33 protein-coding genes and 1 other RNA gene are annotated in these 24,683 nt (G+C 41.7%); 7 read left to right on the top strand and 27 right to left on the bottom strand.

What is annotated here, in order from left to right; genetic code table 11:
- The 11 genes from HLI_RS00815 to HLI_RS00765 form a co-directional block, all read right to left on the bottom strand.
- Positions 1 to 1,155 carry an exonuclease SbcCD subunit D gene (locus HLI_RS00815; protein WP_128522607.1) on the bottom strand — a complete coding sequence of 385 codons (1,155 nt, stop codon included), beginning with the start codon at positions 1,153 to 1,155 and terminating at the stop codon, positions 1 to 3.
- Positions 1,156 to 1,173: 18 nt separating this feature from the next.
- Positions 1,174 to 1,392, bottom strand: a complete 219-nt coding sequence (locus HLI_RS00810) for a YozE family protein (protein ID WP_128522606.1) — start codon at positions 1,390 to 1,392, stop codon at positions 1,174 to 1,176.
- A gap of 117 nt (positions 1,393 to 1,509) precedes the next feature.
- Positions 1,510 to 2,262 (bottom strand): twin-arginine translocase subunit TatC, encoded by a 753-nt coding sequence (tatC, locus tag HLI_RS00805; RefSeq protein ID WP_128522605.1) that lies wholly within the window; start codon positions 2,260 to 2,262, stop codon positions 1,510 to 1,512.
- Positions 2,263 to 2,337: 75 nt separating this feature from the next.
- Positions 2,338 to 2,526 (bottom strand): twin-arginine translocase TatA/TatE family subunit, encoded by a 189-nt coding sequence (locus HLI_RS00800; RefSeq protein WP_128522604.1) that lies wholly within the window; start codon positions 2,524 to 2,526, stop codon positions 2,338 to 2,340.
- Positions 2,527 to 2,569: 43 nt separating this feature from the next.
- Positions 2,570 to 2,746, bottom strand: coding sequence for a twin-arginine translocase TatA/TatE family subunit (locus tag HLI_RS00795; RefSeq protein WP_128522603.1), 177 nt, complete (start codon positions 2,744 to 2,746; stop codon positions 2,570 to 2,572).
- 131 nt (positions 2,747 to 2,877) lie between these two features.
- On the bottom strand, positions 2,878 to 3,477 hold the full coding sequence (gene mobA, locus HLI_RS00790) for a molybdenum cofactor guanylyltransferase (RefSeq protein ID WP_128522602.1): 600 nt from the start codon (positions 3,475 to 3,477) through the stop codon (positions 2,878 to 2,880).
- Positions 3,477 to 3,971: a dihydrofolate reductase gene (locus HLI_RS00785; RefSeq protein WP_128522601.1), complete on the bottom strand. Its 495-nt coding sequence runs from the start codon at positions 3,969 to 3,971 to the stop codon at positions 3,477 to 3,479. The genes mobA and HLI_RS00785 overlap by 1 nt, the downstream gene beginning before the upstream one ends.
- Before the next feature lie 26 nt (positions 3,972 to 3,997).
- Positions 3,998 to 4,957, bottom strand: coding sequence for a thymidylate synthase (locus HLI_RS00780; RefSeq protein WP_128522600.1), 960 nt, complete (start codon positions 4,955 to 4,957; stop codon positions 3,998 to 4,000).
- The gene (locus HLI_RS00775) at positions 4,950 to 5,576 is read right to left on the bottom strand and encodes an HD domain-containing protein (protein WP_128522599.1); all 627 of its coding nucleotides are present in this window, start codon (positions 5,574 to 5,576) and stop codon (positions 4,950 to 4,952) included. Before HLI_RS00775 ends, HLI_RS00780 begins: the two co-directional genes overlap by 8 nt.
- Positions 5,573 to 6,439, bottom strand: a complete 867-nt coding sequence (locus tag HLI_RS00770; protein ID WP_206659631.1) for a DUF72 domain-containing protein — start codon at positions 6,437 to 6,439, stop codon at positions 5,573 to 5,575. The genes HLI_RS00775 and HLI_RS00770 overlap by 4 nt, the downstream gene beginning before the upstream one ends.
- A gap of 78 nt (positions 6,440 to 6,517) precedes the next feature.
- Positions 6,518 to 8,188 carry a formate--tetrahydrofolate ligase gene (locus HLI_RS00765; protein WP_128522598.1) on the bottom strand — a complete coding sequence of 557 codons (1,671 nt, stop codon included), beginning with the start codon at positions 8,186 to 8,188 and terminating at the stop codon, positions 6,518 to 6,520.
- 632 nt (positions 8,189 to 8,820) lie between these two features.
- Between HLI_RS00765 and HLI_RS00760 the strand changes: the two genes are divergently transcribed.
- From HLI_RS00760 to HLI_RS00745, 4 genes are all read left to right on the top strand, one after another.
- On the top strand, positions 8,821 to 9,063 hold the full coding sequence (locus HLI_RS00760; protein WP_128522597.1) for a hypothetical protein: 243 nt from the start codon (positions 8,821 to 8,823) through the stop codon (positions 9,061 to 9,063).
- Between the two features lie 297 nt (positions 9,064 to 9,360).
- Positions 9,361 to 9,561 carry a cold-shock protein gene (locus HLI_RS00755; protein WP_128522596.1) on the top strand — a complete coding sequence of 67 codons (201 nt, stop codon included), beginning with the start codon at positions 9,361 to 9,363 and terminating at the stop codon, positions 9,559 to 9,561.
- Between the two features lie 161 nt (positions 9,562 to 9,722).
- Complete coding sequence (locus HLI_RS00750) at positions 9,723 to 10,400, top strand: queuosine precursor transporter (protein ID WP_128522595.1); 678 nt, start codon at positions 9,723 to 9,725, stop codon at positions 10,398 to 10,400.
- A 12-nt stretch (positions 10,401 to 10,412) separates the two neighbouring features.
- Positions 10,413 to 10,820: a ribonuclease HI family protein gene (locus HLI_RS00745; protein WP_128522594.1), complete on the top strand. Its 408-nt coding sequence runs from the start codon at positions 10,413 to 10,415 to the stop codon at positions 10,818 to 10,820.
- 11 nt (positions 10,821 to 10,831) lie between these two features.
- On the opposite strand, the gene HLI_RS00740 is transcribed toward HLI_RS00745, so the two are convergent.
- The 4 genes from HLI_RS00740 to HLI_RS00730 all read right to left on the bottom strand — a co-directional run bounded on the left by HLI_RS00740 (position 10,832) and on the right by HLI_RS00730 (position 13,054).
- Entirely contained in the window at positions 10,832 to 11,116 is a 285-nt protein-coding gene (locus HLI_RS00740; RefSeq protein ID WP_128522593.1) for a DUF6123 family protein, read from the bottom strand.
- Between the two features lie 167 nt (positions 11,117 to 11,283).
- On the bottom strand, positions 11,284 to 11,457 hold the full coding sequence (locus tag HLI_RS21350; protein ID WP_164908435.1) for a hypothetical protein: 174 nt from the start codon (positions 11,455 to 11,457) through the stop codon (positions 11,284 to 11,286).
- Positions 11,458 to 11,547: 90 nt separating this feature from the next.
- Positions 11,548 to 12,057 (bottom strand): isoprenylcysteine carboxyl methyltransferase family protein, encoded by a 510-nt coding sequence (locus HLI_RS00735; RefSeq protein ID WP_128522592.1) that lies wholly within the window; start codon positions 12,055 to 12,057, stop codon positions 11,548 to 11,550.
- Between the two features lies 1 nt (position 12,058).
- Complete coding sequence (locus HLI_RS00730; RefSeq protein ID WP_241655910.1) at positions 12,059 to 13,054, bottom strand: type III polyketide synthase; 996 nt, start codon at positions 13,052 to 13,054, stop codon at positions 12,059 to 12,061.
- A 206-nt stretch (positions 13,055 to 13,260) separates the two neighbouring features.
- Here HLI_RS00730 and HLI_RS00725 point away from each other — a divergent pair, with 206 nt between their 5' ends.
- Entirely contained in the window at positions 13,261 to 13,728 is a 468-nt protein-coding gene (locus HLI_RS00725; RefSeq protein WP_128522591.1) for a chemotaxis protein CheX, read from the top strand.
- 439 nt (positions 13,729 to 14,167) lie between these two features.
- Here the strand turns inward: HLI_RS00725 and HLI_RS00720 are convergent, their stop codons facing one another.
- Positions 14,168 to 14,368 (bottom strand): hypothetical protein, encoded by a 201-nt coding sequence (locus HLI_RS00720; protein ID WP_128522590.1) that lies wholly within the window; start codon positions 14,366 to 14,368, stop codon positions 14,168 to 14,170.
- A 90-nt stretch (positions 14,369 to 14,458) separates the two neighbouring features.
- Positions 14,459 to 15,226, bottom strand: coding sequence for an SDR family NAD(P)-dependent oxidoreductase (locus HLI_RS00715; protein ID WP_128522589.1), 768 nt, complete (start codon positions 15,224 to 15,226; stop codon positions 14,459 to 14,461).
- 173 nt (positions 15,227 to 15,399) lie between these two features.
- Between HLI_RS00715 and HLI_RS00710 the strand changes: the two genes are divergently transcribed.
- Positions 15,400 to 15,954, top strand: coding sequence for a hypothetical protein (locus tag HLI_RS00710; RefSeq protein ID WP_128522588.1), 555 nt, complete (start codon positions 15,400 to 15,402; stop codon positions 15,952 to 15,954).
- A 111-nt stretch (positions 15,955 to 16,065) separates the two neighbouring features.
- Here HLI_RS00710 and HLI_RS00705 read toward each other — a convergent pair whose 3' ends face one another.
- From HLI_RS00705 to HLI_RS00695, 3 genes are read right to left on the bottom strand one after another with little or no spacing between them, the layout of a single operon-like run.
- Positions 16,066 to 16,803 (bottom strand): amino acid ABC transporter ATP-binding protein, encoded by a 738-nt coding sequence (locus HLI_RS00705; protein ID WP_128522587.1) that lies wholly within the window; start codon positions 16,801 to 16,803, stop codon positions 16,066 to 16,068.
- Between the two features lie 9 nt (positions 16,804 to 16,812).
- Positions 16,813 to 17,514 carry an amino acid ABC transporter permease gene (locus HLI_RS00700; RefSeq protein ID WP_128526776.1) on the bottom strand — a complete coding sequence of 234 codons (702 nt, stop codon included), beginning with the start codon at positions 17,512 to 17,514 and terminating at the stop codon, positions 16,813 to 16,815.
- Entirely contained in the window at positions 17,501 to 18,325 is an 825-nt protein-coding gene (locus tag HLI_RS00695) for an amino acid ABC transporter substrate-binding protein (protein ID WP_128522586.1), read from the bottom strand. The genes HLI_RS00700 and HLI_RS00695 overlap by 14 nt, the downstream gene beginning before the upstream one ends.
- Positions 18,326 to 18,778: 453 nt before the next feature.
- Between HLI_RS00695 and HLI_RS22080 the strand changes: the two genes are divergently transcribed.
- Positions 18,779 to 18,913 carry a hypothetical protein gene (locus tag HLI_RS22080; protein ID WP_277750299.1) on the top strand — a complete coding sequence of 45 codons (135 nt, stop codon included), beginning with the start codon at positions 18,779 to 18,781 and terminating at the stop codon, positions 18,911 to 18,913.
- Positions 18,914 to 18,976: 63 nt separating this feature from the next.
- Here HLI_RS22080 and HLI_RS00690 read toward each other — a convergent pair whose 3' ends face one another.
- The 7 genes from HLI_RS00690 to cdd form a co-directional block, all read right to left on the bottom strand.
- Positions 18,977 to 20,443 (bottom strand): carboxypeptidase M32, encoded by a 1,467-nt coding sequence (locus HLI_RS00690; protein WP_128526775.1) that lies wholly within the window; start codon positions 20,441 to 20,443, stop codon positions 18,977 to 18,979.
- A 42-nt stretch (positions 20,444 to 20,485) separates the two neighbouring features.
- Positions 20,486 to 21,622, bottom strand: a complete 1,137-nt coding sequence (locus HLI_RS00685; protein WP_128522585.1) for a THUMP domain-containing class I SAM-dependent RNA methyltransferase — start codon at positions 21,620 to 21,622, stop codon at positions 20,486 to 20,488.
- Between the two features lie 103 nt (positions 21,623 to 21,725).
- Positions 21,726 to 22,100, bottom strand: an RNA gene (rnpB, locus tag HLI_RS00680) — RNase P RNA component class B.
- A 98-nt stretch (positions 22,101 to 22,198) separates the two neighbouring features.
- Entirely contained in the window at positions 22,199 to 22,513 is a 315-nt protein-coding gene (gene gpsB, locus HLI_RS00675) for a cell division regulator GpsB (RefSeq protein ID WP_128522584.1), read from the bottom strand.
- A gap of 79 nt (positions 22,514 to 22,592) precedes the next feature.
- Positions 22,593 to 23,156, bottom strand: coding sequence for an SLOG family protein (locus HLI_RS00670; RefSeq protein WP_128522583.1), 564 nt, complete (start codon positions 23,154 to 23,156; stop codon positions 22,593 to 22,595).
- Positions 23,157 to 23,266: 110 nt separating this feature from the next.
- Positions 23,267 to 23,923: a CotD family spore coat protein gene (locus HLI_RS00665; protein WP_128522582.1), complete on the bottom strand. Its 657-nt coding sequence runs from the start codon at positions 23,921 to 23,923 to the stop codon at positions 23,267 to 23,269.
- A 188-nt stretch (positions 23,924 to 24,111) separates the two neighbouring features.
- Positions 24,112 to 24,519, bottom strand: a complete 408-nt coding sequence (gene cdd, locus HLI_RS00660; RefSeq protein WP_128522581.1) for a cytidine deaminase — start codon at positions 24,517 to 24,519, stop codon at positions 24,112 to 24,114.
- Positions 24,520 to 24,683 lie beyond the last annotated feature (164 nt).

Below are 24,683 nucleotides of genomic sequence, written 5' to 3'. Positions count from 1 at the left end.
TTATTGCCCCCTTTCTTTTTCTTTTATGTGATGTACAGCTTTTTCAATCAGCTCTCTACGTGCATCGGGCAGTTGAGACCCTTTGATATCTTCATAAAAAGAAGCAAATAATTGATCATGAGATAATTTTTGTCTTTCTTTCATTTGATTCAATTCATCCAAATGAGGATTCGTCATTGATTTACGTCTCTCCAAGTGAAGGATGTTTGGATATATTTGACGGAGTTTGCCCATTGGATCGACCAATTGTCCATCGTCCAATAGACGGATATGAAGGTAATTTTCAGGGTTTTCAGCTGCGCCCCCTGCTAATAATTCCTCGAAATAACCTTCAATCACTTCGAAGTCGCGTTGTGGAGTCAGAGGTATTTGTTGAATCTCATTATTTCCTGCCTCATCCATTTCTACAATGGTCACTGATTTTTGATGGTTCACTTCAGAAAAAGAATATTTTAAAATAGAACCGCTGTACCGCACCCACTCGCGAGTGACACGCTGGGGTTGATGAAGGTGTCCAAGAGCGACGTAGTGGAAGTCTTTATATAAATTCGCATCTACATATGGACTCCCCCCGATCATAGAAAGACGCTCTTCTGACTCTGATTCCATGCCCCCAGCCAGAAAAGCATGGCCGATCCATACATGCCTCTCTTTCATATCAAAGCGGTTTTGGATGTCCTGTACCAGCTTATTCGCTGCCTGGTGATGGGATTTAATTTCATTGTCCTCAAAAACATAGGCCACTTCAGCAGGTTCTATGTAAGGAATCAGGTGGAAATGTACCGGCCCGTGTTCATCGTAAAGAGTTACTGGTTGACGTTCTTTCTTTAATTTTGTATCTAAGAATAAACCTTGCTTACGAAAGAGCTCACTGCCGAATTGGAGTCGATCCGGGCTATCATGATTACCGGAAATAGCCAGGACCGGAATTTGAAAATCATTGATCAATGTGATCAATGTATCATTCAGTAATTCTACCGCTTGTTTCGGTGGAATGGATCGGTCATATAAATCCCCTGCAATAAGAATAGCATCAGGCTTTTCTTCTTTTACGATTTGGATAAACTGTTGCAGAATAGACCTTTGATCTTCTGTCATATGTACATAATTGACAATTTTCCCCAAATGCCAATCTGCTGTATGCAATAGTTTCATTTTTACACCTCTCCTCATTCAGTCCTCTTCCATTTTATACATTTCATAGAGCCGGTCGAAAGCAGAAAGCGCACTTGGAAAGGGAGCATTCCACTCTAAATAGCGACTGATCTCATCGTAAGTTTTGGCTTGTTTCGGAAAGCTGTGATCTCCGAACATCCACTCGGCTAATTGCTTTTCTTCATCATCTGTGCGATTTCCACGGTAACGCATCATATAATGATAAAAAGATCTCATCGTAATTTTCCCCCTCGGTTATATCTATCTTAGTTTTATCACGATAAACTCGTATCATCAAAAGGTAAGAATCCATTTCTAAAGAAAAAGAACCCTCTATATAAGAGGATTCTTCTATTAATCTGATTCCATGAATTCACGGTGATTTTTAATTTTTTTCCGGTAAACGATCCTCGATAAAACGATACTGATTTCATATAAAATGATCAATGGTCCAGCAACCACCAGCTGAAGAATGAAATCTGGCGGGGAGATGATGGTACCAATGATAATTAGTACGAAATAGGCATATTTTCTGACTTTCACTAAAAAGACAGGATTAACGATACCAAGACTGGTCAAAAACATCGTTAAAATAGGAATCTCAAAAAGTACTGCAAAAGGAATCGTCACTCTGAACAGGAAACGGAAATAACGTTCGACCGTGTAAATTTCATTGAACATTCCATCGTTCAAGGACAAAAGAAACGGCAGGATCAACTGGACGAATATGACATATCCGAATGTTAATCCACCTAAAAACAACAGGAAAATGGCAGGAATATAGGATAGGGAAACCCGCCTCTCCTTAGGTGTCAAAGCTGGTTTGATAAATAACCATAACTGCAGGGCTAGAATTGGTAATGTACCTATGATGGCCACAATACTTGCAATCGTAAAGATGATCCAAATGATTTCCCCAGGACTTGTCATATTCAATTCAAAAGGAAGATCTTTAATGAAGAAGGTTTGGATTTGTTCGACATAAAGGAAACCTGCAATGAAAAATAGAATGAAGAATGCAAGTGTCCAAATGACCCTTTTCCTTAATTCACTTAAATGGTCCGTTACGTTCATCTCAATATCTTCTGTTATTCTTTCTTCCGACATGCATTCACCTCCAGGCCTTGATGAGCCTGACAAAAAGAAGATGTAAGGGGCGTCCCTTACACCTTCTTTATTCATTTATTCTTTGTTTTTCTTCTCAGTCTTATTGCTTTCATCATCAGACATTATGTCTCCTGTGGCTTTTTTGAATTCTTTCAAAGAGCTGCCGAAAGCTTTTCCGATTTCAGGCAGTTTTGAAGGGCCGAAGACGACAAGTGCGATGATCAGAATTAAAATAAGACCTGGGACACCGATGCTTGATAACATGGTTGATCACTCCATCTGTTATGTGTTCAAAAACTTCACTATGTTATTTCTCCGTCTTTTCTTCCTTGCTTTCATCTGTAAGATCGCGTGTTGAGTTTTTAAACTCTTTCAACGTATCTCCCGCTGCTTTACCGATTTCCGGTAATTTTTTCGGTCCGAAAATGACTAGAGCAATGGTCAAAATCAAAATCAGTCCTGGTATTCCGATACTTGACAGCATGTGAATTCACCGCCTTTTAATGGTTCTATTGACTATTATACAAGAGTAGCATGCAAATTAAAACATGGCCCCTGTTGTTCTGGAAATGCCTGTTTCTTTCCTATCATACCACGTCCGCCCAAGCCATGTCTCTATTTGCCCCCATTTTCCAATAATTCTTCAGCACGCTTATATTCTTCGGGCGTATTCATATTAAAGAAATGGGAGGAAAGGGTACATTCAGGTATATCTTGTATCTCCTCCAGAAAATAGGTGTTGATCTGGTCCAGGAACCCTGCAACTTTACGGTCACCGCGTTCGAGGTATTTCGTCAATTCTGGTAAAATACGGCGGTTATAGAGTCCTGATAGTGGATGTATCCGTCCTTCAAAAACCGGAATAATTGCATCTCTATCTGACCTTTCCAGACTTAGAAGAGAATGATAAACCTCAGCACTGATAAAAGGGGTATCTGAAGCAGTCACAAGGAACCACTCTTCCTCCCGGTCCTTCATGACAGCATGAATCCCCCCAAGAGGCCCTGCGTCTTTGAAGCGATCTTCAACAATAGGATATGACAAACGGGACTCCTGCTCATTCTGATTGATGACAATTCGAGGAGTCAGGCTCGAAAGTATTGATGCAATCCGATCAAGAACTCGTTGTTCACCTAAAAGTAAATCCGCTTTATCTCTTCCCATCCGTGTCGAGCCGCCTCCGTTTAGGACAACCCCGCAAATTTTGGCAGGCATCAAGAAGTCTTCCTGTCATAGGTTCTGAAATAGTAATCGTATGGGTTCTTCTCGTCTTTCTTCCCTTTTGTTTCTGAGATGAGTTCCCACTCTGCTTCATTGTACCCCGGGAAGTACGTATCCCCTTCAAACTCATCATCGATCAAAGTTAAATACATCCGGTCGGCATAAGGAAGCATTTTCTCAAAAAGTACGCTGCCTCCGATGACGAACCATTCTCTTTCCGGCTCGTCCCTTTCCAACTGCACAATTTCATCAATAGAATGAATCACTGTGCAGCCTTCACGGTCATAATCATCATTATGAGTAATGACAATATGTTCACGCTCTGGCAGCGGCTTTCCGAAAGATTCAAATGTTTTTCTTCCCATGATGATTGTCTTGCCCCAAGTCATATCCTTGAAGAACTTAAAATCATTCGGGATATGCCATGGGAGATCGTTATCCTTCCCGATCAAACGGTTTCGGTCCATTGCAAAAATAAAAGAAATCATCTTTTCATCTCCTTCCCCTTCACTTTTTATACAGCAACAGGCGCTTTGATGCTCGGATGAGGATCGTAGCCTTCCACTTTAATATCCTCTAAATCGAAATCAAAAACACTCTTTTTTTCTTGATTCAATAATAATTCCGGGAGTGAACCGGGTTCACGTGAGAGTTGTTCTTTAATTTGCTTCGTATGGTTGCTGTAAATGTGAGCATCACCAAGTGTATGAATGAATTCTCCCACACCAAGGCCACACTCATGGGCAATCAAGTGGGTAAGTAAGGCATAACTCGCTATATTAAAGGGTACTCCAAGGAAGATGTCTCCACTTCTCTGATACAGTTGACAAGAGAGCTTCCCATCAGCCACGTAAAATTGAAAAAGAGCGTGACACGGAGGCAGAGCCATATTTGATGGTACATCTTCAGGGTTCCAAGCCGTCACGATATGCCTTCTTGAATCAGGATTATGTTTAATACTTTCAATCACATTTTTCAATTGATCGATCGTATCTCCCCGGCTTGTCTGCCAATGGCGCCATTGTTTTCCATAAACCGCTCCCAAATCACCAAATTCATCAGCAAAGCGGTCATCCTCCAAAATCTTCTGTTTGAAAATCATCATCTGTTCATCATAAACGGCTTTAAATTCCTGATCCTGCTGACTGCGCCGGCCAAAATCTGTCATATCCGGCCCCACGTATTCCTCACTTTCCACCCATCTCTGGAATGCCCATTCGTTCCAAATGTTGTTGTTGTGCTGAAGGAGATAGCGGATATTCGTATCTCCTTTGAGAAACCAAAGCAGCTCGCTTGCGATCAGTTTGAAGGGCACGCGCTTTGTTGTCATCAAAGGAAACCCCTCTTCTAAATTGAATCGCATTTGGTGACCGAATACTGAATAGGTCCCTGTCCCGGTCCGGTCATGTTTTTCAGCCCCTGTTTGCATGACATGCTTGCACAAGTCCAAATAGGCTTGTTCATTTTTAGTCATAGCCATTCTCCTCTATGCTGTATTTTTTATTCTGTTCGCGATTAAACTCCTTTAAAAATTCAACCATGAAAGCATGTCGATGCTCTGCCTCCAGTTTTCCACTATCTGTATTCATCAACTCACAAAGCTTTAGTAGTTTTTCTTCGAAGTGGCCAATCGAATGTCCTTTTTTATCATCTGGATTATAAACAGGCTGATTTCGGGCGCCACCATAGGCAAACGTTCTGGCGATTCCGACAGCCCCGATCGCATCCAAACGATCTGCATCCTGGACGATTTCCCCCATCAGCGTCATCGGCTTTTTACCTTTACTAAATGACACCGTCTCAATAGCCCCGTTAATGTGGTCGATGTTTTCATCAGTGAAAAGCAGCCCTTGTAATAGTTGGGTTCTTTCTGCCAGGGCCGTTTCAGGGTTTACAAACAGCTTTGGATCACCGACGTCATGAAGCCAGCCGGCGACTTCACACAAGAAACGATCAGCCCCTTCATCTTCAGCTATTTTATCTGCCCAGCGGGCTACACGTGCCATATGTTCAAAGTCATGCCCTGTGGAATCTTTCCCGAACTTAGCTTTTACGAATTTGCGGATTTCATCTCTTATAATATTTTTGTTCATGTTCCCTCCTGAAAATTAAACAAATCCATTTGTCTGGGGTTTAAATCTTCATAATGAACATTCAGTATTTCTTGCATTTGTTTGGCATTATCCGCTGCGTCACCTCCGGAATTATTATTGAAAAGCATGGTGATTTCCGGCGTATCTTTTTTCAATTCTTTGATTTTACCAGCCCATTCTGTAAGCTCTTCTTCATTATAACGATACAAAAACCTCACCTCACGCCAGTCTTTTCGTCCATTCTTATTCCATCCGTGAATATTCCTGCCATGAAAACGCACTAAGGTTTTCTCAGGATGAGTAGGGATAAGTACTCGAGGGACGGATCCCTCACCAGCCTGAGGTTCATCGCAAATACTATGAATCCATTTTTGATCTTTCATGAATGTTATTGTCTGTTCCCTATAGGAAGGCTGAAACCATGTTCGATTCCGGAACTCTAAAGCGATCGGGTAATCTTCCATCCATTCACGAATATAGCGGAGTTTCCGGATGTTTTCCTTTTTAACATCAAACCATGGAGGAAACTGGAAAAGCAGTGCATTCACTTGCCCAGCTTCCCAGACGGGTTGAATCGATTCTTCGTATCGTTTTATTAAATCACGGGCTTCCTGGACGGATCGTGATTCGCGGTCATGGCCAGTCAGCTGCTGAAACGCTTTGATGACAAAGGAGAAAGACGCGGGTGTCTGCTTCAACCAATTCTGATAGTGAGTCACAGGCTGAATTGCATAAAAAGCAGTATCCACTTCTACAACAGGAAAGTGTGAAGCATATTCTGAAAGCTTATTCTGCTGTTTTACTTTATCCGCATATAGGGAAGGATGGTCCCCCCATCCAGTCAAACCAATCTGAACAGTCACACTATTTCCTCCTTCTTCATATGTATCCATACCATAAACATTGTAGCAAAAGCCATCCACCCATGACCAACAAGAATATTAGAAAAGCCCTTTGATGACCCCTTCTTCTGTGATATCCATGTTGAGAGCTGCTGGGTACTTTGGTAAACCGGGCATTGTCATCACATCACCTGTGAGAGCGACGATAAATCCTGCTCCTACTGAAGGGTGGAACTCCTTGACTGTAATCGTGAAGTCTTTTGGGCGCCCCAGTTTTTCAGGTCTATCAGAAAGTGAGTATTGTGTTTTCGCCATACAAACAGGCAAGTTTCCATAACCCAATTGTTCCATTTGAACCATTTGCTTACTTGCTTTACTGGAGAATTCGACACCCCCAGCACCGTATATTTTCTTTGCGATTTTGTTGATTTTCAATTCGATTGGATCATCCAATTCATAAGAATAGTGAAGGGATGTAGTTTTTGCTTCACAGAGACGAACGACTTTCCCCGCTAAATCAAGTCCCCCCTGGCCTCCTTCAGCAAAAACATCGACTACCGATACCTCCACGCTATGTTTTTCACACCACTTTGTCAGGAAGTCTATTTCTTCCTGGGTATCTGCAGGGAACTTATTGACTGCTACAATAAATGGCAGCTGGAATTGCTCTATTGTTTCGATATGTTTCTTTAAGTTTTCCATTCCTTTATTCAGTGCCTCAAGGTCTTGTGAGTTAAGTTGGTCTTTCTTTAATCCTCCATGCATTTTCAATGCGCGGATGGTAGCAACGATCACCACGGCATCCGGTTCCAGGCCTGCTGCTCTTGTTTTGATATTTAAAAATTTTTCTGCACCTAAATCTGCACCGAACCCTGCTTCAGTAACAACGTAATCTCCTAATTTCGAAGCAAGTTTAGTAGCCATAACACTATTACAGCCATGAGCGATATTAGCAAAAGGACCTCCATGGATAAGCGCCGGGGTGTTCTCTAAGGTTTGAACTAAATTCGGCTTGATGGCGTCTTTTAACAAAAGAGTCAAGGCTCCTTCAAAACCTAACTGCTCAACATTAACTGGTTGTTTTTCATATGTATAACCAATGACGATTTTACCGATACGCCTTTTCATGTCTTGTAAATTTGCAGCAAGGCAAAGGATAGCCATCAGTTCCGAGGCGACCGTAATATTGAAGCCATCCTGCCTCGGAATTCCTTTGCCTGGACCGCCTAGACCGACGACGACTTCTCTCAATGCACGATCGTTTATGTCCATGACGCGTTTCCACCCTATTCGACGGGGATCAATGTGCATTTCATTGCCATGTTGGATATGATTATCAATAAAAGCCGCAAGAGCATTGTTTGCAGATGTGATTGCATGGATGTCTCCAGTGAAATGAAGATTGATTTCATCCATAGGTATGACCTGCGCATACCCTCCTCCAGCAGCTCCACCTTTGATCCCCATCGTTGGCCCGAGGGAGGGCTCCCTTAATGCTATAATCGCTTTTTTATTCAAGTGGTTCAATGCTTGCCCTAAACCGACTGTCACCGTTGATTTCCCTTCCCCTGCAGGTGTCGGGTTGATGGAGGTCGTCAAAATTACTTTCCCCGAAGGTCTATCGGAGAGTTTTTCCAATAAGTCAACAGAAAGCTTTGCTTTATAATGGCCGTATGGTTCCCAGTCATCTTCGGTCAATGAGAGTTTTTCTGCTATGTATCGGATAGGTTTCATTTGAGCCTGGCTTGCAATTTCAATATCGGATTTCATTTCAATGCACCCTTTCCTAATCAACTACTTATATTGTACCCCACTCGAGAGAAGAGAAATAGCCACGCCTGTAACAAAATTTCCGTCCATAAACTTTACTAAAGGCTTTGTTAAAGGCTGTTGTTGATTTTTTATGAGAGTTATTCAGTTATATGGCAGGATTCTTGAAGAATCAATTTCGAGATAATCAGGGCTCGTTGCCATGTGGACCATCAGGGTTTGGTAGGGAAGCAACCCATTCTGATATATGTGAGAAACGAATCCCCTTACTCAGGAGGATTGTCTTCCCCATCCTTGTGTTATAGTCGTGAAATGCTTCATATCAAGATCTCATGATCAGAATATCTTCCTCTACTTCCCTTAAGCTCATAGATGCTTATTCCGGAAGTCGTTTCGAGTACCTCATATGGTAAAGGGGCGGAGGGAAACGGTGAGACTCCTAACTTGAAAGCGGAAGTGCCTTGATCAGCGGCGTATGGACTGGACTTTCAAATGGAGTGGGATGTGCGGGTCAGCTGAGACCCCACAGGGCGATGTAAGACCACTGAAGAACTGCAACTTTCTGAGTTATGCATCAAAGTAAATCACTCTTTTCAGATAGGCCTCGTTGCTTCCACGAGGAGCGTTCGGGGGTGACGCCTGCGGGAACAGCGCGAGCCGAAGATCCACTTGGTCAAGTGATCTTCTTGACCAAGTTAGCTGAGGCCGTGCCCGCGGCAAGCATCCACCGACAAGCGATTCGTGAGAAGCAACAACAAGCTTTAAAAACTCCCTCTGGATTGAGGAGGGTTTTTCAGTGGCCTCGACGAAGTAAAGTGCGAGGAGGCTCAGCGCGCCCGCCCCATGGAACGCGAACCTTTTCCCGCAGCCCCTAAACTCTCACTGAAGTCTCGAAACTGAGTCATACACAATAATGAGCTTATAACAAAAAATCAACACTGAAATTTACCAGAGCCTTACTAAAAAATATAGTCAGAATGTTGACGCTCTTTTTTGATTACGGTATATTATTACTAAGCAAATAACGTGATCGGAATCATAAATGACAGGTGTTTTTCCCATAGAAGTGCTCCGGAATTTATTTTTCCGCCGCATGGCTATGGGAATTTTTAATTCCATCAGTTATTTGTAATTTTCCACGTTTTACGTGAAAGCTTTAGGAGGATCTTATTATGCAAAATGGTACAGTAAAATGGTTTAACGCAGAAAAAGGATACGGTTTCATCCAGGTCGAAGGTGGAAACGACGTATTCGTTCACTTCTCTGCCATCGAAGAAGAAGGTTTTAAATCACTGGAAGAAGGTCAAACCGTAACTTTCGAAATTATAGAAGGCGACCGCGGCCCTCAAGCTGCCAACGTTGTGAAAGAATAAATAAAATCCTGAAGCAACCTCGAAGGAGGTTGCTTTTTTCTTTGAAAATCAGGTCTACCTTGCAAACTGCTTCATTCCATCGTATAATTTAGGGCTGTTGGTTTGAATTACCCGCGGTTCGAAACCTCCCGCGACATCAAAACTAAGGAGGAAATTTAAAAATGGCCAATGAATGGTTATGGATATTATTCGCTATTATCAATTTCGGATTATTATTAGGTGTTTACAAAATATTCGGTAAACAGGGTCTGTTCGTCTGGATTGGGATGTCTACGGTTATTGCGAACATTCAAGTCGTAAAAACTGTGGAAATATTCGGTCTGAATGCTACACTTGGCAATATTGTTTATGGTACAGCATTTTTAGCTACAGATATATTGAATGAGAAATATGGCAAGAAGGATGCTCGAAAAGCTGTTTGGATGGGTTTTACCACATTGATTATCCTGACTGTCATCATGCAAATGGCATTGCAGTTTACGCCTGGAGAGAGCGATATCGCCCAGCCTGCCTTAGAAACTTTATTCGGAATTGTACCCCGTATTGCGCTTGGAAGTATGATCGCTTACATCATCAGTCAATATTTTGATGTATGGCTTTATTCCCGATTGAAGCAACTCTTCCCGGGTGATGGTTCCTTATGGATCAGAAATAATGGAAGTACAATGATAAGTCAACTGCTGGATACAAGTATTTTTTGTTTAATTGCTTTTTACGGCCTTTACCCAATGAACGTGTGGATTGAAATTTTTGTTACCACTTATATCATTAAGTTTATCGTTGCTGCATTGGACACACCGTTCTTTTATGCAGCCAAAAAAATACAGCATTCAGAATAAGGGGGCATTGTCGTGATTGAAGTCTATACAGATGCAGCGTGCAGCGGAGAACCGGGATTAAGTGCAGCCGGAATCGTCATCAAGCACCAGCAAACCATCCATGAATATCAATACTTCTTAGGAACCTGGACAAATCACGAGGCAGAATTTTTGGCGATTATCCGGGCGTTGGAAATCTGTCAAGAACAGTTCCCCGGTGAAATCCTCTCCATCCGTTCCGATTCTAAAGTAGCGGTGGATACAATGGAAAATAACTTTACGAAGAATGTGAAATTCTCTCCTTTATTTGAACGTATTCAATTATTACAACAAGCTTTTCCGTATGTATTCTATAAATGGATTCCTGATAAGCAAAATAAAAATGCTGACCGCCTTGCAAGGAAGTGTCTGCAAAAAACACAAAACCCAGACCAAAGATGAGCTGGGTTTTGTTATCCACTTGATGCGGAGTATAAACGCTTTTCTATGGATTGATAAGCTTGGCGTTTACTGTTGATATGTGGCTTTGCGATATGTTCCAAGACACTGATGAAAAAGCTGGGGTCGAATTTTTGTTGGACTTTCAACGTTGTACGGACAGCGATGATCGTTTTCCATTCTGTAGCATTCGTTGAATTTTTACCAAAATAGATGAACCGGACATCTTCATCACTTAACTTAAACCCTTTCGTCCACAAATCTTCAAGAAAATAGGCTAATGCATGCTTCTTATCCATAAGTCGCTCCTTACCGAATTCATGAGTAACTGCGTTTTCCCCTTTCAACTCCTAATATCCTATCACGTTCGTCGCTTTTACAACAATGGCATATAAGCTGTCCTTCTATTTTTTCGACATTTCTCATCATTTATCTCATCATATCAAAAAATAAAAGCCAGGTGGATTCACCTGGCTGAAAAAGTCCGTTCATATGCTTTTTTCTTTTCCACTTGAGAACGTCCAGCACTTTCTTTGATGACATCAATAACAGACTTCGCAGGTGTACACCCTATTTTAGCCAAAAGGTAAACCATCAAACCACTATACACAGCGACTACCATTAAAATGATCAATAGCATGTCGTTCTCACCTTTCTAATTGAAAATGATTTTCATTACTGATTAGATTATAGCAAAGCCATGGAGTCCACGCAACAATTATTAGAATATTCATACTCTCTTTTCGAGCGCCTGCTCTTCGGCTGGGATTCTTACAGCCAGAATGAGTAAATGAAAAAATGGAAAAACCACCGCAGTCATATAAGCATGGAACAAGAGAGGGATGATAAGCAGTTCAAAAAACACAATCACATAATTGGGGTGTTTTATATAGCGGTATATGCCTTTCCTTATCGGGGCTTCATCTGGCAATACTAAAATTCTTGTATTCCACCTTTTTCCTAAAGACTGAATACACCAGACCCTAAGTGCTTGCAGGATAATAAATGCACTAAACGCTAAGTAAAAAAAAGCCGTAAAGACATATGTTGTCCATAAAAATTCACCCATGAGACATAGGAAAAAAAGTGTATGGAGAAGAACGAAAAGAAAATAGTGGCCCTGCCCTGATTCGATAGCCCCTCGTTCAAGCATCCATTTCCTGTTCCGATCGGCTAATGCCAGCTCCCCTAACCTTTGGAAAATGAGAAAGGCGAAAATCATCCATAACAAGATATCCAATTCACATCCACTCCAAGCTTACAATTTCTGAACTGAACCCAGGACCAAGAGAAGTCATAATTGTTCTTGTTCCTTTTTCCAAATGTTTATTCATAGCCTCATGTAATACAAAATGGACGGTAGGTGAAGACATATTTCCATGATTCGCCAATATCTGCTTAGGAATCTCTAACACCCCTTCTTTTAGTTTGAAAACTTCTTCATATCCCTCTAATACTTTCCTACCTCCAGGGTGCGCGATGAGCAGAGGAAATTCGTCTATCGTCCATCCGTTTTGATGAACCACTTCTTCTGCATGGAGACTCCAGAACTCTTTGACAAGTCTTGGAATGCTTTTATTAAAGATTACTTCAAATCCCGAGTCCACTACCTTCCATCCCATTACATCAACGCTATGACGCTTTGTTCGTGAATTCGAGTTCAGAATGGCAGGCACGGCACCCGTACGCTGTTTTAATAATTGCGAATTATCTCCTGTAATAAGAACAGCTGAAGCGCCATCACCGAACAAAGCTGTTCCCACAAAATTACTTACACTGGAGTCATCCGGTTGGAAGGTGAGGCTGCATAATTCAACACAAACTACCAAGACGTTTTTTTCTGGGTTTCCCAACAGCCACTCATAAGCGCGTGCCACACCACTCGTCCCCCCAGCACACCCGAGTCCGAAAAGTGGTGTACGGGTGGTAGATTCACGAAAACCCAGTTCATTCATGATGTATGCATCTAAAGTAGGTGTGGAGATGCCGGTGGATGAAACGAAGAGTATATGATCAATCGATGCAGGAGAAATGTGCTGCTCCAACAACTCCTCATTAGATAGACAGGAACGGATCGCACCAATACTATATTGTAATGCTTTTTCATGGTACAGATCATTTCTCTCCTTTAATCCGTGTGGTTTATGAAACCACTTTAGAGGAGCAGCAAACTGTCTCTTATCGATTTCAGCATGTTCAAAAATCGGTAGCAGCCGTTTTTTTTCATTTCGTTTCAATGGAAAAAGGTCATAAACGAATTGCTGGATTGCTGCTTGGGGTAGTTGAAATCTGCAACTTTAATTCCAGTCGATAGTATGTATGGCATTGTTTTCCTCCTTTTTGTTAATATGCGCAGAAACCGGAGGAAATATGACTGTTATCGTAGGATAATGTGGTATGATTGTCCTAAGTCTATTGATGTCTTTTTATGGAGGGGATCCGTGTGTCATTATGTGAATCAATAACAGCTGTATTGAATGGAAGTGTAGATTCTGTACATAGCATCATGCCCTTTGAATTAACAATAGAAAAACCTTCTATTCTTCACGAACCTCAAAATAATAGCGAACTCGCTGTTTTAATAGGGATGACAGGTGATGTGACAGGCAAACTGATGATTGAAGGATCAAACTCAAGCTTCGGTTATGTTGGTGAGAAAATGTATGGCATGCCACTTGAAGGCGAAATGCTTTTTTCATTTACGGGAGAGCTCGCTAACATGATCGCCGGCCACTTAGCCACGAGTGTATCTGAACAAAGTCTTTCACTTGATATTACTCCCCCGACGGTCATTGAAGGGAATGCTGAAATTCACGGGTTCAAACGAGGTTTTCAAGTTCCTGTGAATCTCCAGGAAAATCATACTCTTCATCTCGTACTCATGATTGAAGAAAAACAAATGAAAGCTTAAAAGAAAGGTTCTATTAAATTTCAGTGTTGATTTTTTGATATGATCTCCCTATTGTGTAAAACCAGTTTCGAGGTCTTGTATGAGGTTATGGTTGGCTGGGAAACGGCTCGCTTTCCTAGCGGGGATGACGGCAAGCCTCCTCAAGCTCTGTGGGGTCTTATAACGTTTATAGGAGGGAAGAGAAAATCGTTGAGCTTAGCTTGACGGCTATGCGCTGTTTCCCAGCCAACCATACGTTTAGGAAGACTCTCAAAACTACATTTCAAGGAGAGCATTCATGGAGGAAACCCTGTAATTAAGCTTAAGATGTTTGATTCTCACTCAAATATGCCAGCATTTTTCGGACGAATTTAGAGAAAACGAATAGCAAGGGGCGCGGGGGATGCTTGCGCAGCACTCCTTCTGGAAAAGACGGATGATAGCGATTTTCTTTTATAAATTAAAGAAAATCACTCTTTTTAGATGGGCCATTGTTGATTCCACGATGAGCGGTCGGTGGTGACGCCTGCGGGAACAGCTCGAGCCGAAGATCCACTTGGTCAAGTGCTCTTCTTGACCAAGTTAGCTGAGGCCGTGCCCGCGGCAAGCATCCACCGACAAGCGATTCGTGAGAAGCAACAGCCACCTTTAACAAAGCCATATGAAAGAAGGCCATCCAGTATTGAATGGCCTTCTTTCATATGGTCTAGATCTGTGATACAAAAGAGCATGAATAACTCGCTTACTTCAATCAAAATCCATAAATCGTCATCCCACCGTCTACGAACAACGTCTGTCCCGTCATATAATTCCCCGCCTCTGATGCCAGGAAAACAGCAGCACCACTCAATTCCTCCAATTTTCCAATCCGATTGAGCGGTGTCCGATCGAGGATCAACTGAACATAGTCTTTATCTTGCAACAACTGTTCTGTTAATGACGTCGGGAAATACCACGGTCCGATGGCATTTACATTTATATTATACTTGCCCCATTCAACCGCCAAATTTTTTGTCATTTGAATGAGAGCGCTTTTGGTCATGGCGTAAACCACGCCCGTTCTAAGCGCTGTGTGGCCCCCAACAGATGAAATGTTGATGATTTTTCCTTGTTTTTCATCTTTCATAACCGAGCCTGCATATTGGGATAAAAAGAAAGAACTTTTCATATTCGTGGACACAATAGTATCCCACTCTTCTTCTGTTACATTCTCAGCTTCACTACGGATATTCATGCCGGCATTATTCACCCAAATGTCGAGGGATCTACCTCTTCTGATCGACTCGACTTCCTCCTTGATCTCTTCATACTGATTAATATTTTTACAAATCGTGTAGGCTTCTTGTCCCAGCCCTTCCACTTCTTCCTTAACCTTGGAAAGGTCCTTCTCATTCCTGGCTAATATGATGACGTCGGAACCAGCCTCTGCAAAAGCTAAAGTAATTGCCTTTCCGATCCCTTTCGTCCCTCCGGTGATCACTGATAATTTCTCATCTAACCTAAAACTTGGTAAGTACATAAGAGCCCCCTATTTTATTTGATGGAGTTTTCTTTAACTATTAATGATGAACGATCCTTCCATTTTCACAAACGAAGGAATTTTCTGTATATTATAACATTTTTGCTAATTCTTTACATTACAACAAGATTACAATAAAATTAGGACGTCAAGTATTCAAAGGGGGCATTTATATGAAAAAATGGTTGCTAGCGCTAGGTCTTACTAGTGTGCTTGTAGTAGCAGGATGTAATGGGGACTCTTCTGAAGAGAACACAAACGGGGACACAGACAATAACACAGAAGAGACTGATGAAAGTAAAGACAACAACGAGCAAAACGTTAAAAAAGACCTACTTAATGCTCAAATGGAACTAAAAAACACTTTCAAAGAATATCAATCGAAAATAGCTGGCTATCAAGCAGAAGTTTCTGCTGAGGAACCAGATGCTGAAGCAATCAAATCTGCAGGTGAAGAGGCTCAATCAGCAGCAAAAGAAGCTGCAGAAACTGCTAAGGGTTATACAGTTGAAACGGAACTGCCTGAGGAAATGAAAACACAGTTCGAAGATTCCTTGACTTCCCTTCAATCGTATTACGAAGAAGTTGCAAGTGCCTTGGAGGAAAATGCTGAAGAAGCTGACCTTTCAAAAGCAGAAGAAAAGTTCAAAAAATTCAATGATCAACTCGGACAACTCTATGAAGATGCAGGGCTGCTGGCACCTGACATGATGAAAGAGTTATCTTAATAAAATACGATTGCTCAAGCAAAAACCCCAACGGCTACTACCGTCGGGGTTTTTGCTTTGCTGTTTATATTACCAAATTTTCATGATTTTTTACAGAGGTAGATTTCCGAATCACTTACGAATTCTCTTCAGGAACTGCTGGGTTCTTTGGCGCTGAGTATTATGGAAGATTTGTTCAGGAGAACCCTCTTCAACAATTTCTCCTTGATCCATAAACAGCACACGATCAGCGACTTCCTCAGCAAATGACATTTCGTGGGTGACGACTACCATAGTCATCCCTTCTTCTGCTAATTCCTTCATTACATCAAGAACATCGCCGACAAGTTCAGGATCCAGAGCAGAAGTCGGCTCATCAAATAGAATCACTTCAACACCCGTAGCAAGGGCGCGGGCAATTCCTACACGCTGTTGCTGCCCGCCAGATAATTGATGCGGATAAACATTCAGTTTTTCCCCCAAACCGACTTTCGTCAGAATATCAGAAGCTCTTTTTTTTGCTTTACTTTTGGCTACTTTCTGCACAGTTACCGGCCCTTCCATCACGTTTTCCAGTGCAGTCAGGTGTGGAAAAAGATTATGGTTTTGAAAGACCATCCCGGTTTGCTTTCTGAATTCAACTATTTGTTTTTTCTGTATAGGTCGGGCGAAATTCATGAATCGAGAACCTATCGTAATTTCCCCTTCTTCAGGTGTTTCTAAAATATTCAATGTCCTAAGCAGCGTCGTTTTGCCGGACCCCGATGGCCCGATGACGACAACCACTTCTCCCCGGTCTACTTCCATATTGATGTCTTTTAACACATGCAAGTCCCCGAAATATTTGTTTAAGCTTTTGACTGTAATCATCGAATCCTCCTATTTTGCAACATATCTTTCTAATCTAGTTTCCACGCTGTCCTGGACAAAGGATAGTCCTACGCAAATAACCCAGTAGATCATAGCAGCTTCGGTATAAACGAGTAAAAATTCATAATTTTGCGCAGCGATTTCCTGTGCTTTCCTGAACATTTCTGTATAGGTGATCGTAGAAGCTAAAGAGGTATCCTTGATCAAGCCGATAAATGAATTGGATAAAGGTGGTATAGAAACTCTTGTCGCTTGAGGTAAAATCACCTTTCTTAAAGCTTGTAAATTCGTCATACCTATGGAGTGAGCTGCTTCCCATTGCCCTTTCGGTATAGACAGAATGGCAGCTCGGATGATTTCAGAATTATAAGCGCCCATATTCAGAGAAAATCCGATAATTGCAGAAAAAAGTGGATTGATGGTTACTCCCACGGAGGGCAAACCGAAAAATATGATGAACAATTGTACCAATAACGGAGTTCCACGGATGATGGAAACATAAATCCGTGCAATAACTTGGAGAACTTTCACACTGGAAAGCCTCATTAAAGCTGTAATTACTGCCAAAATAAGTCCAATGGCAAACGTTATCAAGGTCAATGGAATCGTATAATAGAAAGCCCCTTTCACCAAAGGGAGAAAAGAGCTGACTAAAATATCCATATACCTTTCTTGCATTGCTGGGTTCGTGAATATATTACTTAGATACATCTTCGCCAAACCATTTCTTAGATATTTCCAAATACGTCCCATCATCTTTCATTTCCTGTAAAGCTTTGTTTACAGCTTGCACAAGCTCATCATTGCCCTGCCTGAATAAAAGCCCGCTTTTAGAAGCTTCATCTTGTCGAGCTGCAATTTTAACAGGGGTGTCTGGTCGCTGCTTCTTATAATCCAATACAGACAACCGGTCATTCACAGTAGCTTCAATCCGTTTTGTGGCAAGCATTTGCATGGATTCATTGAACCCTTCCACACTTGTGATCTTAGCTCCATTCTCTCTAGCAATATCAGCAAAATTACTTGTCATCGATTGAGCTGTATTTACACCTTCCAAATCTTCAAAGCTTGTAATGGAGTCATTTTCTTCGTGAGTGACAATGACAGCAGATGATTGAATATAAGGATCGGAGAAAGCATATTTTTCCTGGCGCTCTTCAGTAATCCCAACCTGGTTAGCTACCATATCAAAACGCTCAGCATTCAACCCTGCAAACATCGAATCCCACTTCGTTTCATTAAAAACAGCTTTGACTCCAAGTCGATCAGCAACTTCTCTTGCAATTTCAACATCAAAGCCAGTCAATTTATCTTCTTCATTATGGTAAGTATACGGACGATAGGTGCCTTCTGTTCCTATGACAAGTTCTCCACTATCCTTAACTTGCTCAAGGAGAGTTTGGTCCCCGGACTCTTTATCATTCGAATCACCTGATGACGATTGTTCTTCTTGATTTCCACCACAGGCGATTAATACCAATGCCATAGCTATAAAAGTTAAGATTAATACAGATTTCTTCATTACTACTCCTCCTAAAACCAAGTAAGTTTATGCGTATTATCGCTTTTATGATGTTAAAGCAGAACCGCTAAGTTGTCAATCGTTTTACACCTCATGAATTTGAGACTCCCCAACAACTTTCATCCGTTATAAAGCATTAATTATTTCTATTCAGGATTATGCATTTACTATTATTTCTGAAGAACTCCAAGTTATCCGATATAATCATTCAAAATCGAAAATCACAACTTTCATACTCCATCTGATTAATTTGAGTAAAGTGAAAAAGACAGGAGTGAGCTGGGTGGCAAATGAAGAACGATAACTTTTTGAGTTATGCATAAAGAAGCCGATTTTATCCTTCAAATCAGCTTCTTTCAATGTACAAGGAAAAAAGAGTGATTTTCTTTGTTTTTAAATCAAAGAAAATCACTCTTATTAGGTGGATCTCGTTGATTCCACAATGAGCGTTCGATGGTGACGCCTGCGGGAAAAGCGCGAGCCGAAGATCCACTTGGTCAAGTGATCTTCTTGACCAAGTTAGCTAGTCCGTACCCGCGTCAAGCATCCACCTACAAGCGATTTGTGAGAAGCAACAACAAACTTTAACAGCTCCTCGAGATTAAGAAGGGTTTTTCAGTGGCCTCGTGAACTGCTACCATCTTTTATGCATTAAAACTTGTAAATATTTTTGTATTTATTCGTCAAGTATTCAACTAGATATTCCGGATTAAGGCCTTCGCCAGTTACATCATGAAGGATTTCCAACGGTTTTTTCATTTTACCGTATTGGTGGACATTCTTTGTCAACCAAGCTTTGATTCGTTGGAAATCACCTTTTTCTATACAGGGATCGATGTCCAATTCTTTTCTCATTTGCGCTTCCAATTGAGCAGCGTACATATAGCCTAACGCATAAGAAGGAAAATAACCGAAATCTCCGCCAGACCAGTGGATATCCTGAAGGACGCCTTCTGCGTCGCTTTCAGGTCTGATGCCCACATAGTCCTCCATTTTCTGATTCCACATTTCTGGTAGGTCCTTCACTTCAATTTCACCTGCGATCAAAGCTTTTTCAAGCTCATACCGCACCATAATATGCAAACAATACGTCAATTCGTCGGCCTCTATTCTAATCAAAGAAGGTTTTACTTCATTGACGGCTGGATAGAATTCACTTAATGGAAGTGTTTTGAATTGTACAGGAGCATATTCTTGAAATAGCTCATAATGGTTCTTCCAAAACCCTTCACTACGGGCAATGAAATTCTCCCAGAAAAGTGATTGGGATTCATGTATCCCCATGGATGTACCTGTTGCCAGCGGCGTAAATGCCAATTTGTCATCAATGTTCTGTTCATAAAGGGCGTGGCCGCCTTCATGAATCGTGCCGAATATCGCAGTGCGGAAGTCACTTTCATCATATTTCGTCGTGACCCGGACATCATTGGAATTCAAACCGATCGCAAAGGGATGCACGGTCTCATCCAATCGGCCTGCGTCAAAATCATATCCCATCTTTTTTAATATTTCTTCACTGAACTGAGCTTGCTCCATCTTCGGAAACTGTCCTTCTAATACCGAGGGATCAGGCTGCTCAGGAGCTGACTGGATCTGTTGCAATAAATCCGTCAACGCTTTCCTCACTTTAGGAAACACCTCATCCAGAACTTCCACTGTAACCCCTGGTTCATAATTGTGTAAAAGAGCATCATAGCGATGGTTTTCATAGCCCCAGTATTCAGCGAACTTCCTATTGTATTCAACAAGCTTTTCTAAGTAAGGGCGGAAACTTTCGAAATCATCATTTTCTTTAGCCTCTGCCCACATGGATTCAGCTTTAGATTGTAAAGTGACGTATTCACGGTACTCCTTGGTAGGAATTTTTGCTGTTTTATCATAGGTTTCTTCCGCTTCTTCTAATGACTTCTGCACAATGGGATCAGCCACTTTTCCTTTTAGCTCGTCAATATAACTACGAATTTCCGCAGAAGTTTGAATTTCATGAACTTTTTGCGATAAGACGCCCAGTACTTCTGAACGGTTTTCTATCCCCTTTTTCGGAGCTTTTGTCCGCATATCCCATGCCATTAAACCGATTGCTTCTCCATAGGAGGATTGTTCTTTCAATAAATCCATGAATTTTCGTTCTGTCGACTGACTCAAAATCTCATCTCCCCTTTATCGAACGTGTTTTCCAAAATACTGATAATAATCGGTTTTGATGAATCCGTTGAAGAGCTTTCTGCGTTTCGTAGCAGGTTTCCCGTAAAGCTTTTCGAAACCTTCATGGGAAGTCAACACGTAAACACTCCAGGAAGGATGATCGCGCATGATTGTCCCAAGATCACGATACATCTGCTCGACTTCTTCACGGTCACCCATCCGCTCTCCATAAGGTGGATTAGACACAACATAGCCATTATCCTGCTTCGGATTGAAATCACTGATCTGCATTTGCTTCCACGAAATCAAATCCCCAAGACCTGCTTCCATCGCATTCTTCTTAGCGATATCAATTAATTCCGGGTCGATATCAGATCCAACAATGTTCAATGGCTGGTCATAGTTTGCTGCTTCTTCAGCCTCCTGAAAGGCATCCTCCCATGCTTGTTGTGGAATGAAGTGCCAGTCTTCTGAAGCAAACTCCCTATTGAAACCTGGAGCGATATTTTGGCCGATCAGAGCCGCTTCGATAGCAATTGTGCCAGACCCACAAAAGGGGTCGACGAAAGGATGATCCGGGTGCCAATTCGTAATTTGGACCAGTGCTGCGGCAAGTGTTTCTTTTAATGGTGCTTCCCCTTGGCCGACACGGTATCCGCGCTTATGCAGGCCGCTCCCGGAAGTATCTAATGTCAGCAAGGCTTCGTCTTTATGGATAGCAACCTCGACCCGGTGCAAGGCTCCTGTTTCTTTCAACCAGGATGTGACTCCATGTTTGACTTTCAAGCGTTCAACAATGGCTTTTTTCACGATTGACTGACAATCAGGAACACTGTAAAGTTTCGACTTCACTGACTTTCCGATTACAGGAAACTCGCCTTCTTCTGCAATGAAATCTTCCCATGGTAGAGCCTTCGTTTGTTCAAAGAGCTGATCAAAAGACGTCGCCTTGAACCTTCCGACTTGTAATTTGACTCGGTCCGCTGTACGCAGCCACAAGTTAGCACGTGGGATGGCGGAGACATCTGCTTCAAAAGAAACACGTCCGTTTTCCACTTGAAGATTCTCGTACCCTAGTGCTTTTACTTCTTTTCCGACAATCGCTTCTAACCCCATGGCTGCAGTAGCGATTAATGTTACTTTTTGTGACATTCACTCTTACCTCCTTAAATATGTATAGCAATAAAAAAACCCTCCAAAAAGCTTGTGGCTTTCCAGAAGGGTGTATTGTACTTAAATGAAGACCTTTTGAATACTCTGTAAGCCATGTTCTGTTCCATTGTACTACAAACGGTGGTCAACCTCGTACTCCGGTGGCAATCATCTATCTGCCGTAAAACGACCTCTCCTTCTGTTCATTTCCTTTCAGAGAGTGCCCCTACCTATATTTGGGTTGCTCGCTCGTGGGGTTTACCTCGTTCCACCCGCAGTATTTCTACTACGGCTCCGTCACTGTGGCACTTTCAAAGTAGTCATTCCATATCTAAAGACGTAGGAATTTTCCTTGCCGTTAGTTCTAAGAACTCCCTTGACTTATGGTTTCGTCAAGCACGAACACTACAAGCATCTCAGCTTGTGCGAGCATGGACTTTCCTCTGCATGGTGAACCATACAGCGATTACCCGAGTATTCAAAATCTGTTTTGATTGTGCATTCAAGGTGCCATCACAGACACGCTCAACCATTATAACAAATTCGTATTGCTTTGTCATATGGAAATACCAGGGATCAATCTGCGTACTTGTTACCGAAAACAGCTTTTTCTAAATTGGATACACGTTTGAGAATATCATAATTGACTTGATGATTATTCGTAGACGGTTGCGGCTGTCTCTGCCTTTGGGTCGTTTCACGTGAAGACATCTTTTTCAGTCTATCATTTTCCTGCTGCAAACGTTCAATTTCCTGTTGAAAACGATCGTAATCCTGAATAATCAAATCTAGATACTCATCGACTTCTTCCTGATTGTACCCACGCATGGATGTTTTGAAATCTTTCTCAAGTATATCCTTACCGCTCAATTGATACTCTTCTAAATTCATATTAACCTCACCTCTGTTTAACACATTACACTTATTTTTTCAAAAGGTGGAGCAAATGTCAATTTTAAGTGTAAAAATTTTATTGACTCCAATAGTCAGGATTCGCCATTCGCAGCTCCTCGACGGTTTCTTCCAGGTCTAAAGGTGTTATGTATAAAATTGGATAATCCTCTTTTTCAGCTGCTTTTTCAGCTGCCCTTAAGAAGAATTCGGGGCTCCCTTTCGTATCCTCATCAAACAATACGAGGCACCCATCTGAATGCGCCACTAAAAATTGATCTTTCGCTTTAAATTGATAAGGCCCGTCGTATCCTTTTTTGTAGATTGGCTTAAAAAAATCAGCAGTCATCGTCACTTCTTCATAAATCATTTGTAGATCTTCCGGCCACCGCTCTTGTTGATTCTCAAATGGAGGAAGGATACCAAGTTTGATCTCGTATTCTTCTTTCAAATCTAACACCACCTCTGATGTCCATAATTCAACACCCATTTGCCCGGATACAAGCACCCATTCAAGACCTTCTTCAATGAAGGCGCTCAATCTTTTCCTGATCGATTCTTTAATAAAAGCAATTTTCGGATCGTTCGGCTTGAAGATTCCCATTTCCATCGGTTTATACCCGGTTACAACTATGGTTTTCATGGTGTATTCCTCCTTAAACAACAACAACGTTAAGTGATCCGCTCACTTACTATTCTAATACTTCTATCAAAAAAAAGAAAATAAGCCACTAAAACGTGGCTTATTTAGAGTTAACTGTTCGATCCGGATCCGCCCATCATAGGCATTTGGCCCTGGCCCATCATAGGCATTTGTCCTTGACCTTGGCCTTGGCCTTGACCCATTGGCATTTGCCCTTGACCTTGACCTTGACCCATCATAGGTATTTGCCCTTGACCTTGACCTTGACCCATCATAGGTATTTGCCCTTGACCCATCGGCATTTGTCCCTGTCCCATCATTTGTCCGGGCATCATAGGCATTTGGCCCATACCGTCCATACCCTCTTGATTCATCATAGGCATTTGACCCATTTCTCCCATGTCTTCCTGGTCCATCATAGGCATTTGCCCTTGGCCTTGGCCTTGGCCTTGACCCATTGGCATTTGACCCATCTCCTGAGGGTTCATATAATCCATCCAATTGTAATCTGGGGAAGACCCTTGAGGAAAAGCGAAATCCTGTGTTTGGAAGCTATTCTGTTCAGACACCATATAAGGGAAGTAATGGTTGTTATTCAGCATGTGGTGGTTCTGCACGAGGATGTGTGTCGGGTGGATATAGTCTTGATTTTCTAAAAAGTAATTATCCAGCACGCAATGTTGCATTGGACAAACGATCGGGCGACGATTGCTTGCAGGTCCAGACGGTCCACAGCCACAAGAACCTTGCATTGAATGATTATGCATTATGCTTTCACTCCTTGTTCTGTTATTCCTTATCAGCGTATGTCACAAAACCATCGAATGTACTGGGCGATATTCTCATATCTACGGAATAATTAAGATGTTCAAGTGTTTGAATGGTATCTTTGAACTCCAAATAAAAAAAAGGGATGAGTTCTCATCCCTTCCTATATCTTAAGTATAAATGAATATTAAGACTGATCTTCGGGAAGATCAGATGACGCAAATGAAAAGGGAAGAATCTCTTCCATTGTAAAAGTTTTCGTTTCTCCCTGAAGATTAGTGGTGTGGATCTTTACATCGGACGAAAAGAATTCGCTCATCACCTGGCGACAAGAACCACAAGGCGGTACTGGTCTTTTCGTGTCCGCTACTACTGCTATTTCTTTGAAGTGAAATCGGCCTTCAGAAATAGCTTTAAAAATAGCTACCCTTTCTGCACAACATGTAACAGGATAGGCAGCATTTTCAATGTTGCACCCGGTGTATAATGAACCGTCCACAGTTAGCAAGGCAGCGCCTACTTGAAACTTTGAGTAGGGTGTGTAAGCTTTCTCTCGTACATATTTAGCTTTTTCGATCAATTGTCCTAATTCCATTGTTATCCCTCCCTCATGATGGGAAAGCAATTATATATGAATAACTCAAAAATGTAAAGCGGTTTCACAACTATGAACAGAGCACATTGAAAAAGTGTTTATTTGACACAAGTGTCAAATAAACGTTTATACTAAGAAGCAGCGCCACCATAATTTAAGGGGAG

This window comes from Halobacillus litoralis (assembly GCF_004101865.1).
GTDB classification, from domain to species: Bacteria; Bacillota; Bacilli; order Bacillales; family Halobacillaceae; genus Halobacillus; species Halobacillus litoralis_A.
This window is presented reverse-complemented; position numbering and strand designations above follow the sequence as displayed.